The sequence below is a fragment of the Nocardia pseudobrasiliensis NBRC 108224 genome (genome assembly GCF_001613105.1).
Classification (GTDB): domain Bacteria; phylum Actinomycetota; class Actinomycetes; order Mycobacteriales; family Mycobacteriaceae; genus Nocardia; species Nocardia pseudobrasiliensis.
Window position 1 is genome coordinate 40619 of the sequence record NZ_BDBS01000007.1, and the last position, 10108, is coordinate 50726.

Genomic DNA, 10108 nt, shown 5'->3' on the forward strand with positions numbered 1-10108 from the left:
TATGCGAATCGCACTGCACACCAGGCTGTTACCGGGTGCGGAGGCCGACTACCAGGCCGCGCACCGCGAGGTTCCCGACGAACTGGTCGCGGCCATCCGCGCGGCGGGCGCCACCGAGTGGACCATCTGGCGCAGCGGAGCGGATCTGTTCCACGTCATCGACTGCGATTCCTACGACCGTCTGTTGGCGGAGCTGGCCGGGCTGCCGGTCAATATCGCGTGGCAGCGGCGGATGAGCGCGTATCTGGCTGTACCGCAAGACTATTCGGCCACCAATGCCGGACTTCCGGTGGTCTGGCGGCTGCCGGATGCGTGAGTCGGTCGTCCTCGGCGGCGCGGGCTTCGCCGGACTGTACCGCCCGGTGTGCGAGGGGTCGGCCCGCGAGGTGCTGAATACCGCCTGGCAGTACGGAATTCGCGCCTTCGACACCGCGCCGCACTACGGTGCGGGCCTGAGCGAGGAACGCCTCGGCCGATTCCTGCGCGAGCGCGATCGGGCCGATTTCACGATCTCCACCAAGGTCGGGCGGCTGCTCTACGACGATCCCGACGCCGTCGACGGGGTCGACGGTTTCTACGGCACGCCGAAACGCTCACGCCGACGCGACTATTCGGCCGAGGGCGTGCGTCGATCGGTCGAGCAGTCGCTGGCGCGGCTCGGCCTGGACCGGGTCGATCGACTGCTGATCCACGATCCCGAGGATCATATGGAGAAGGCGCTGGCCGAGGCGGTACCGGAGCTGGAACGGCTGCGCGCCCAGGGCGTGACCGGTGGAATCGGGCTGGGCGTCAACGATGTCGGGGTCGCGCTGCGCTTCGTCCGCGAGGCGGCGATCGATCATCTGCTCATCGCCGGGCGCTACACACTGCTGGACCGGCGCGCCGAGACCGAGCTGCTTCCCGAATGCGCGCGCCGCGGGGTGCGCGTCCTGGTCGCCGGGGTGTTCAACAGTGGCGTACTGGCGGATCCAGTGCGCCGCGGCACCTTCGACTACCGGGCCGCCGACCCCGCGGTGATCGACCGCGCCCGCGCGCTGGAACAGCTCTGCGCCGATCACGGCGTACCGCTGCGCGCGGTCGCGCTGCAGTTCCCGGCACGCCACCCGGCCGTGGCCGCGGTGGTCCTCGGGGCGGGGACCGCCGCCGAGGTCACCGACAGCCTCGCCATGTTGAATATCGCCGTGCCACAGCGACTGTGGGACGAGCTGTCGGAGCGGGCGCTGTGGTGATGTCAGGCCGCGGCGCGCGTGAGCCACTCCATCACGCCCGCGACATGCGCCAGCGCCCGCGCGTGCGCCAGCTCCGGATCGCGGGCCGCGATGGCGTCGCAGATTCCGCGATGTTCGGCGACGGTCCGTTCGAACGCGCCCTCCTCGGTGATACCGCGCCAGATCCGCGCCCGCGTGGTCGGCATGGACAGCGAATCCAGCAGCGAGGCCAGCACCTTATTGCCCGAGGCGGCGGCGATGGCGGCGTGGAAGTTCAGATCCTGCGCCACCAGATCGGTGACCGCGGAACCCTCCGGCGCGATCAGGGTGCGCAGGTGCGCCAGGTCGGCCTCGGATATGTGTCGCGCGGCCAGCGCGGTGGCGGCCGGTTCCAGAATGCGGCGCACGCCGAGGATCTCCAGCACCGAATCGTCCTGATGGAATTCCAGCAGGAAACTCATGGCGTCCAGCAGCGAATTCGGTTCCAGGCTGGCCACATACGTACCGTCGCCCTGGCGCACGTCCAGAATGCGCACCAGCGACAGCGCGCGTACCGCCTCGCGCAGCGAATTACGCGAAACACCCAGTTCGGCCGCGAGATCGGCCTCGCGCGGCAACCGGGAGCCCGGCCGCAGATCGCCGGAGACGATCATCGCCTTGATCTTCGCTATCGCATCGTCGGTGACCGACAATCCCATTCCTTCACTTTCGAGGATATGCACCCATGCCTCCGATGACTGTAGACGCTCATGTGCACGTCTGGGATATCAGCGGCGGAAAATTCCAGGTGGAATACGATTGGCTCGCTGAGACATCGGAGGTATTGCGGCGGACCTACACCCTCGACGATCTCGAGCCCGACCTGGGCCGCTACGGCGTGGACGCGCTGGTGCTGGTGCAGGCCGCCGACTCCACCGCCGAGAACGCCGCCCTACTCGACGCCGCCGCGCGCGCCCCGCGCCCGGCGGTCGTGGTGGGCTGGCTGCCGCTGCACCGACCCGAGCGGATGCCCGACGCACTGTCGCGCTATCCGGGCCTGGTGGGCGTGCGCCATATGATCCATCGCGATCCGGATCCGGAATGGCTGCTGCGCCCGGAGGTTTCGCGGAGCCTGGCGCTGCTGGCCGAGGCCGGGCTGAGTTTCGACGCGGTGGCCGAGCGCCCGGATCTGCTGGCTCAGGTCCCGGTGATCGCGGCGCGGCATCCGACCCTGCCGGTGGTACTCGACCATCTCGGTAAACCTCCGATCGCCGCGGGCGGCTGGCAACCGTGGGCGGATCTACTCGCGGCCGCGGCCGCCCAACCGAATGTGGTGGCCAAGATCTCCGGTCTGGCAACGGTTTCCGCGCCCGGGTTCACCGCCGCCCACTGGCGACCGTACGTCGAGCACACATTGGCGGTATTCGGCGCGGATCGGGTCATGCTGGGCGGGGATTGGCCGTTCACGCTCAGCGCGGCCACCTATGCCACGGTCTGGCGGGCGACCCTGGACGCCCTGGCGGATCTGTCGCCCGGCGACCGCGCGGCGGTGCTGGGCGAGACCGCGGCCCGGATCTATCGAATTCCCCTGTAGCGAAGGAGAGTACGCGTGAGGTTCCAGCGGATCGGCCCGGTCGGTGACGAGCGACCGATCGTCGCGGTGGCGGGGCACAGTTACGATCTGAGCTCGCTCACCCGCGATATCGACGGCGAATTCTTTGCCGCCGAAGGCATTTCGCGGGCCGAGGCGGCCGTGGCCCAGGGCCTGCTGCCCGAGATCGACCCCACCGGGCAGCGCGTGGGAGCTCCGATCGCTCGGCCCCAGGCGATCTGGTGTATCGGGATGAACTACGCCGCCCACGCCGTCGAGTCCGGTTCGGTCCCGCCGACGACGCCGGTGGTGTTCTTCAAAACGCCCAATACCATTGTCGGCCCGCACGACGACGTGCTCATCCCCCGCGGCTCCGAACGCACCGACTGGGAGGTGGAACTGGCCGTGGTGATCGGCCGCCGGGCCCGCTATCTGGACTCCCCCGACCAGGCCATGAGACATATCGCGGGATACACCATCTCCAACGATGTCTCCGAACGTCGCTTCCAGCTCGAGCTGTCGGGCGGCCAGTGGTCGAAGGGCAAATGCTGTGAGACCTTCAATCCGCTCGGCCCGGCCCTGATCCCCGCGGACCGCCTCGATCCGAAGGATCTGCGCCTGCGCTCGTTCGTCAACGGTGAACCGCGCCAGGATTCGACCACCGCCGACCTCATCTTCGATGTGGCCTATCTGGTCTGGCATCTGTCCCAGTTCGCGGTGCTCGAACCCGGCGACCTCGTCAACACCGGCACCCCGCAGGGGGTGGCGCTGTCGGGCCGCTTCCCGTATCTGCGTCCCGGCGACGTGATGGAGCTCGAGATCGAAGGCATCGGGCGGATGCGCCAAACCTGCCTGCCCGCTTGACGTTTCAGGCGGGCGTCGCCGCCAGTAGGGCCCGCAGGGCGGGCACCTCGCGTTCGGGATCGGCGAGCACGGCCTCGGCGCGGCGTTGGCGAGGGTGTACATCCCGCGCGCGACGAGCTCGCGCGGAATCTACCGCAGCCGGTCCGTCGGCGCGGCACCCCAATTCCCCTGGCCCGCGGCGGGAGCGCTCAGGCGAGCGCCTCGATCTTGGCCGCCAACTGCGCGCCGGTCAGCGGTTCCCGGGCGATGACCGCGATGGTGTCGTCACCGGCGATGGTGCCGACGATTTCCGGTAGCGCGGCGCGGTCGAGTGCGCTGGCCAGGAAGTGCGCCGCGCCCGGCGGGGTACGCAGCACCGCCATATTGCCGCTGTGATCGGTCGAAACCAACAGGTCGCCAAGTAGTTTCGACAACCGCGCGGTCCCGCCGGTGACGCCGCGCACCGGGCTGCCGTCCTCGGGGACGACATAGATGCCCGCACCGCCGTCGGCCGCCCGCAATTTGACCGCGCCCAGTTCGTCCAGGTCGCGCGACAGCGTGGCCTGGGTGGTCTCGATGCCCTCGGCGGCCAGCAGTGCCGCCAATTCGGTCTGGCTGCGCACCGCATTGGCCGAGAGCAGTTCCACGATGCGCTGCTGTCGCCCGGCCCGGGTGCGGGCGATGGCGGGGCCGGTGCTCACACCGCCTCCGTTCGCCTGTCCAATAACCACACCAGCAGCGCCTTCTGCGCGTGCAGCCGGTTCTCGGCCTCGTCCCAGACCACACTGTGCGGACCGTCGATCACCTCGTCGGTGATCTCCTCGCCGCGATGGGCCGGAAGGCAGTGCAGCACAACGACATCGGCCGCGGCGTGCGACAGCAGCTCACCATTGACCTGATACGGCAGGAACGGGCCGACCCGGTCACGGCCGTCGTTCTCCTGGCCCATGGACGTCCAGGCGTCGGTGACCAGGGCGTCGGCGCCGGTGGCGGCGGCGATCGGATCATCGGTCACTGCAACGGTCGCACCGGTTTCCGCGGCCCGCTTGCGCGCGGCCTCGACGACCCAGTCGTGGGGTTCGAAACCCACAGGGGCGGCGATGGTCACGTTCATCCCGGCCGTCACGCCGCCCAGCAGCAGCGAATGCGCCATATTGTTCGCGCCGTCGCCGAGATAGGTCAGGTTGCGACCGCGCAGATCGCCCTTGTGCTCGCGCAGGGTCTGCAGATCGGCCAGCACCTGACACGGATGGAATTCGTTGGACAGCGCGTTGACTACCGGAACCGTTGCCGCCGAAGCCATCTCGTCGAGCCGGACCTGCTCGAAGGTGCGCCACACCACCGCGTCCACATATCGCGACAGCACCCGCCCGGTATCGGCGAGGGTCTCCTCGCGCCCGAGCTGGGTGTCACGGCCGTCGACGACGACCGCGTGCCCGCCCAGCTGCGCGATACCCATCTCGAAGGAGAATCGGGTGCGGGTGGAGTTCTTCTCGAAGATCACCCCGACCCCGCGCGGGCCCTCGAGGGGCCGCCGTGCGAACGGCGCGGCCTTCAATTCCGCCGCGAGGGTGAGTACTTCGAGCTGTTCGGCCGGTGATAGATCGTCGTCCCGTAGAAAATGCCGGATGGTCACTGGTTTCCCTTCGCGGTATCAATGGCGGCACTCCCGGGGCCCTGCGTGGTTACGCAAGCTGCCTCCTCCGGGCCCGTCGCTCGTGCCGCGGCGGCATCCAGGATGCCCGGTAGGTCGGTCACGAAGCCGTGTGCCTGCTCCTCGGTGAGGATCAGCGGCGGCGCCAGCCGGAGCACATTCGGCTTGGCCGGATTCACCAGATATCCGGCCGCCCGCGCGGATTCCTCGACGTGCTTCGAAAGATCCTGTGTCAGTTGAATTCCGATGAGCAGACCCGCGCCCCGGACCTGGCCGATCAGCGGATGGCCGAGTTCGGCGATGCCGTCGACGAGGGTCTTGCCCAGCGTCTGCACATGCGGCAGCAGGCCGGTCTCATCAATGGTCCGCAGCACCGCGAGCGCGGCCGCGGCGCAGACCGGATTGCCGCCGAAGGTGGTGCCGTGCAGGCCGGGGGTGAGCAGTTCGGCCGCGCGGCCCTGGGCCAGCACCGCGCCGATCGGCAGGCCGCCGCCCAGCCCCTTGGCCAGGGTGATGACATCGGGCACGATGCCCGCGGCCTGATGGGCGTAGAAGTGCCCGGTGCGGCCGATGCCCGTCTGCACCTCGTCGAGGATCAGCAGCGCGCCGTGTTCGGCGGTGATCGCGCGGGCCCGGGCCAGATAGTCGGCGGGCGGCACGACCACGCCGCTCTCACCCATGATCGGTTCGAGGAAGACCGCCGCGGTCTCGTCGTCGACGGCCGCCGCCAGGGCGTCGGCATCGCCGTAGGGCACATGCACCACGCCGGGCGGCATGGGATCGAACGGTTCCCGCTTGGAAGCCTGTCCGGTCAGCGCGAGCGAACCCATGGTGCGGCCGTGGAAGGCCTCCTCGCAGGCGACCAGTTTGGTCCGGCCGGTGAGGCGCGAGATCTTGAACGCCGCCTCGTTGGCCTCGGTGCCGGAGTTGCAGAAGAACGCGCGGCCGTGTCCGTCGCCGAAATGCGCCAGCAGTCGCTCGGCCAATTCGATGGTGCGTTCGTTGGCATACAGATTCGACGTATGCCCGAGGGTGCTCAGCTGTTCGGTGACGGCCTCGATGATCGCGGGATGGGCGTGGCCCAGGATATTGACCGCGATCCCGCCGAGGAAATCGACATAGCTCTTGCCGTCGGCGTCCTCGACCACCGCGCCCCGGCCGCGCACCAGCGCGACAGCGGGGGTGCCGTAGTTGTTCATCAGCGCGGCCGACCACCGCTGCTGGAGTTGCTCGGTACTCATGAGGCACTTCCTGACTCGGCTGGGGTGACCATCGTTCCGATGCCCTCCCCGGTGAACAGTTCCAGCAATACCGCGTGCGGCACCCGCCCGTCGATCACATGCGCGGTGGGGACACCACCCTGTACCGCGCGCAGGCAGGCTTCCATCTTGGGCACCATGCCCGCGTCGAGGCGCGGCAGCAGCGCGGCCAACGCCTCGGTGTCGATGCGGGTGGTGAGCGACGAACGATCCGGCCAATCGGTGTAGAGGCCCTCGACGTCGGTGAGTACGACCAATTTCTCCGCGCCGATCCCCTCGGCCAGAGCCGCGGCGGCGGTGTCGGCGTTGATGTTGTGCACCACGCCGTCGGCGTCGGGGGCGATGGTCGAGACCACCGGGATCCGCCCGGCATCGATGAGATCGTGTACGGCATCGGGATTGACGGTGGTGACGTCGCCGACCAGGCCGATATCGGTCGCCTCGCCGTCCACCAGCACGCTGCGGCGGGTCGCGGTGAACAGATGCGCGTCCTCGCCGGAGATGCCGACCGCGTACGGGCCGTGCTTGTTGATCAGGCCGACCAGTTCGCGGCCGACCTGGCCGAACAACACCATCCGCACGACCTCCATCACCTCTGGCGTGGTGACCCGGAAGCCGCCGCGGAATTCGCCCTGCAGATTCAGCCTCTTCAGCATCGCGCTGATCTGCGGCCCGCCGCCGTGCACGACCACCGGATGCACGCCGACGGTACGCAGGAAGGCCATATCCGCGGCGAAGGCGCGCTTGAGATTCTCGTCGACCATGGCGTTGCCGCCGTATTTGACGACCACGATCTTGTCGCGGAACCGCTGCAACCAGGGCAGCGCACCGGCCAGGACGTGGGCCTTGTCGATCGCGGAAAGGTTCAGCGTCGGGCTCGGGACCCGGTGTGTCTCTTGCACACTCATGAGCTGTACGCGGAATTCTCTTCGACGTAGCCGTGCGAGAGATCCGTGGTCCGGATGGTGGCCGTTCCCGCACCCAGACCCAGCGCGATCTCCACGTGGATATCGACACCGGACAGGTCGACCTCGCGGGCTCCCGGCGCGCCCATACCGTCCACACAGACCGGACTTCCGTTGAACGACACCGAGATTCGATCCGGGTCCAGCGTGATCGGCGCGATGCCGATGGCCGCGAGCACCCGGCCCCAGTTCGGATCCGAACCGAAGAACGCGGTCTTGACCAGCGAATCACGCGCCACCGCGCGAGCGCCGATCAGCGCCTCGTCCTCGTCGACCGCACCGCTCACAGTGACCTCGACCCGCTTGGTGACTCCCTCGGCGTCGGCCATCAGCTGTGCGGCCAGATCGTCGCAGACCGCCAGCACGGCCGCGTCCAGATCCTCCTGCGACGGGGTGACCTCGCTCGCGCCGTTGGCCAGCAGCAGCACGGTGTCGTTGGTGGAGCAGGAACCGTCGACGTCGAGGCGATCGAAGGTCAGGCGAGTCGCGTTGCGCAGGGCGCGATCCAGCTGTTCGGGGGTGGCCACGGCGTCGGTGGTGAGCACCACCAGCATGGTCGCCAGCGACGGCGCCAGCATGCCCGCGCCCTTGGCCATACCGCCGACGTTCCACTTGTCGCGGTGATGGAAGGCCGCTTCCTTGGGCACGGTGTCGGTGGTCATGATGGCGTGCGCGGCGTCGGTGCCGCCGGACAGTCCCCCACCCATCTCGTGCACGATCTCGGTGACCGCTGGTAGCAGCTTGTCCATCGGCAGCCGGTCGCCGATCAGACCCGTTGAGCAGACCGCGATCTCACCCGCGCCGGTCTCGGTTCCCCAGTTGCTCAACGCCTTCGCCAGTTCCTCGGCGGTGGCGTGGGTGTCCTGGAAGCCGCCCGGTCCCGTACACGCGTTGGCGCCACCGGAATTGAGGATGACCGCGCGCACATGCCCATCCTGAAGGACCTGCTGCGACCACAGCACCGGTGCCGCCTTGACCTTGTTGCGGGTGAACACACCGGCCGCCGCGTATTCCGGCCCCTCGCTGAAAACCAGGGCCAGGTCCGGCTTTCCGCTGACCTTGAGGCCCGCGGTGATACCGGCCGCACGGAAGCCCAGCGGTGCGGTCACGCCCTGATTGCGGACCAGTTTGTCGCCGGTGGATGTCACGGTGCCACTCCTACGGTGGAAAGTCCGGCGGTCTCGTCGAATCCGAGCGCCAGATTCATGGACTGCACCGCGGCGCCCGCGGTGCCCTTGGTCAGATTGTCGATCGCGCCGATCACCACCAGCAGTCCGGCCTCGGCGTCCACCGCGACCTGCAGGGTGACGGCATTGGATCCGAGCACCGAACCGGTCTGCGGCAGGACGCCTTCGGGCAGCAGGTGCACGAAAGGCTCGTCGGCATAGGCTTTTTCGTATACCGTGCGGGCCTGGGCGGCGTCCACTCGAACCGGGGCGGTGCAGGTGGCGAGGATGCCGCGCGGCAGCGGCGCGAGCACCGGGGTGAAGGAGACCTCGACCGCGGAATCGCCCACCGCGGAGAGGTTCTGGATGATCTCCGGGGTGTGCCGATGCGCGCCCGCGATGCCGTAGGCGCGCAGCGAGCCCATCACCTCCGAGCCGAGCAGGCCCACATCGAGTTTGCGGCCCGCGCCCGAGGTTCCGCTCACCGCAACGACATTCACGCGCGGTTCCACGATGCCCGCGGCGATCGCCGGGGCGAGGGCCAGGCTCGACACGGTCGGGTAGCAGCCCGGCACCGCGATGCGGGTCGCACCGCGCAGCCGCTCGCGCGCACCCGGCAGTTCGGGCAGGCCGTAGGGCCAGCTGCCCGCGTGCGGGCTCCCGTAGTACTTCTCCCAGGCGGCGGCGTCGGTGAGCCGGAAGTCCGCGCCGCAGTCGATGACGACCGTGGATTCGGGCAGCGCCCGCGCGATGGCCGCGGACTGTCCGTGCGGCAGACCGAGGAAGACCACGTCGTGGCCGGCCAGGGTCTGCGGGGTGGTCTCGGCCAGCACTCGCTCGGCCAGCGGCAGCAGATGCGGTTGCAGTTCCCCGAGCGTGGTTCCAGCATTGGATCCAGCGGTCAGCGCCCCGATCTCGAGGCGCCCGGATCGGTGGGCCGGGTGTTGCAGCAGCAATCGCAGCACCTCACCGCCCGCATATCCGCTCGCACCGGCCACCGCGACCCGTAATACGGGCCCACTCGAGCTTTCCACCATGTGATGATTATGCACGATCGTGCAAGCTCATACATCCTCGGGTGATATTTCGGCCGCGACCGAAGTGTTCGGCTTCTAGATTCGGGTCATGTCCGACATCTCGACCCCGCTCAGTGATCCGGCCCGCGTGCGCGCGGCGCTGGCGACCGCGGCCGTGCCGCCGGTGCCGCGCGCACCCGACGCCACCGGTATGGCCTGGGTACGCGCGAGCGTGGCCCGGTTCAGCGATGGCGACGAACACCGGCGGCGACGCGAACTGATACTCGATGAGCTGCGGCGGATTTCGCCCGAGCCGCTACGCGCACGCGCTCGGCAACTGGCCGGGCAACCGCATGCCCACGTGCGCGCGCTCGCCGAGGCGCTGGGGCTGCCCGGTGTTTCGGCCGCGACCGTGGCGGTCGCCGCG

Annotated in this window: 12 protein-coding genes; 5 read left to right on the forward strand and 7 right to left on the reverse strand. The window is 69.0% G+C overall.

The features are described 5' to 3' along the window. Nucleotide 1: 1 nt before the first annotated feature. Complete coding sequence (locus tag NP4_RS09385; protein ID WP_067995059.1) at nucleotides 2–316, forward strand: L-rhamnose mutarotase; 315 nt, start codon at nucleotides 2–4, stop codon at nucleotides 314–316. Continuing rightward, nucleotides 309–1229, forward strand: a complete 921-nt coding sequence (locus NP4_RS09390) for an aldo/keto reductase (RefSeq protein ID WP_067995062.1) — start codon at nucleotides 309–311, stop codon at nucleotides 1227–1229. Before NP4_RS09385 ends, NP4_RS09390 begins: the two co-directional genes overlap by 8 nt. A gap of 2 nt (nucleotides 1230–1231) precedes the next feature. Here NP4_RS09390 and NP4_RS09395 read toward each other — a convergent pair whose 3' ends face one another. Continuing rightward, on the reverse strand, nucleotides 1232–1906 hold the full coding sequence (locus tag NP4_RS09395; RefSeq protein ID WP_245997923.1) for a FadR/GntR family transcriptional regulator: 675 nt from the start codon (nucleotides 1904–1906) through the stop codon (nucleotides 1232–1234). Nucleotides 1907–1941: 35 nt separating this feature from the next. Between NP4_RS09395 and NP4_RS09400 the strand changes: the two genes are divergently transcribed. Then, nucleotides 1942–2781 carry an amidohydrolase family protein gene (locus NP4_RS09400; RefSeq protein WP_067995065.1) on the forward strand — a complete coding sequence of 280 codons (840 nt, stop codon included), beginning with the start codon at nucleotides 1942–1944 and terminating at the stop codon, nucleotides 2779–2781. Between the two features lie 15 nt (nucleotides 2782–2796). Continuing rightward, nucleotides 2797–3642: a fumarylacetoacetate hydrolase family protein gene (locus NP4_RS09405; protein WP_067995069.1), complete on the forward strand. Its 846-nt coding sequence runs from the start codon at nucleotides 2797–2799 to the stop codon at nucleotides 3640–3642. Nucleotides 3643–3830: 188 nt separating this feature from the next. Here the strand turns inward: NP4_RS09405 and NP4_RS09410 are convergent, their stop codons facing one another. Genes NP4_RS09410 through argC form a run of 6 tightly spaced genes read right to left on the reverse strand, consistent with a single transcriptional unit; the run spans nucleotide 3831 to nucleotide 9702 of the window. Further along, the gene (locus NP4_RS09410; protein WP_169813700.1) at nucleotides 3831–4322 is read right to left on the reverse strand and encodes an arginine repressor; all 492 of its coding nucleotides are present in this window, start codon (nucleotides 4320–4322) and stop codon (nucleotides 3831–3833) included. Beyond that, nucleotides 4319–5257 (reverse strand): ornithine carbamoyltransferase, encoded by a 939-nt coding sequence (gene argF, locus NP4_RS09415; RefSeq protein ID WP_067995072.1) that lies wholly within the window; start codon nucleotides 5255–5257, stop codon nucleotides 4319–4321. The genes NP4_RS09410 and argF overlap by 4 nt, the downstream gene beginning before the upstream one ends. Beyond that, nucleotides 5254–6516: an acetylornithine transaminase gene (locus NP4_RS09420; RefSeq protein ID WP_067995074.1), complete on the reverse strand. Its 1263-nt coding sequence runs from the start codon at nucleotides 6514–6516 to the stop codon at nucleotides 5254–5256. Before NP4_RS09420 ends, argF begins: the two co-directional genes overlap by 4 nt. Further along, entirely contained in the window at nucleotides 6513–7442 is a 930-nt protein-coding gene (argB, locus tag NP4_RS09425) for an acetylglutamate kinase (RefSeq protein ID WP_067995082.1), read from the reverse strand. The genes NP4_RS09420 and argB overlap by 4 nt, the downstream gene beginning before the upstream one ends. Then, entirely contained in the window at nucleotides 7439–8647 is a 1209-nt protein-coding gene (argJ, locus tag NP4_RS09430) for a bifunctional glutamate N-acetyltransferase/amino-acid acetyltransferase ArgJ (protein WP_114755696.1), read from the reverse strand. The genes argB and argJ overlap by 4 nt, the downstream gene beginning before the upstream one ends. Then, on the reverse strand, nucleotides 8644–9702 hold the full coding sequence (argC, locus tag NP4_RS09435) for an N-acetyl-gamma-glutamyl-phosphate reductase (RefSeq protein ID WP_067995085.1): 1059 nt from the start codon (nucleotides 9700–9702) through the stop codon (nucleotides 8644–8646). The genes argJ and argC overlap by 4 nt, the downstream gene beginning before the upstream one ends. Nucleotides 9703–9790: 88 nt before the next feature. On the opposite strand from argC, the gene NP4_RS09440 reads away from it, so the two are divergent. Continuing rightward, a partial coding sequence (locus NP4_RS09440) for a cytochrome P450 family protein (RefSeq protein WP_218023980.1) occupies nucleotides 9791–10108 on the forward strand: 318 nt, incomplete at its 3' end.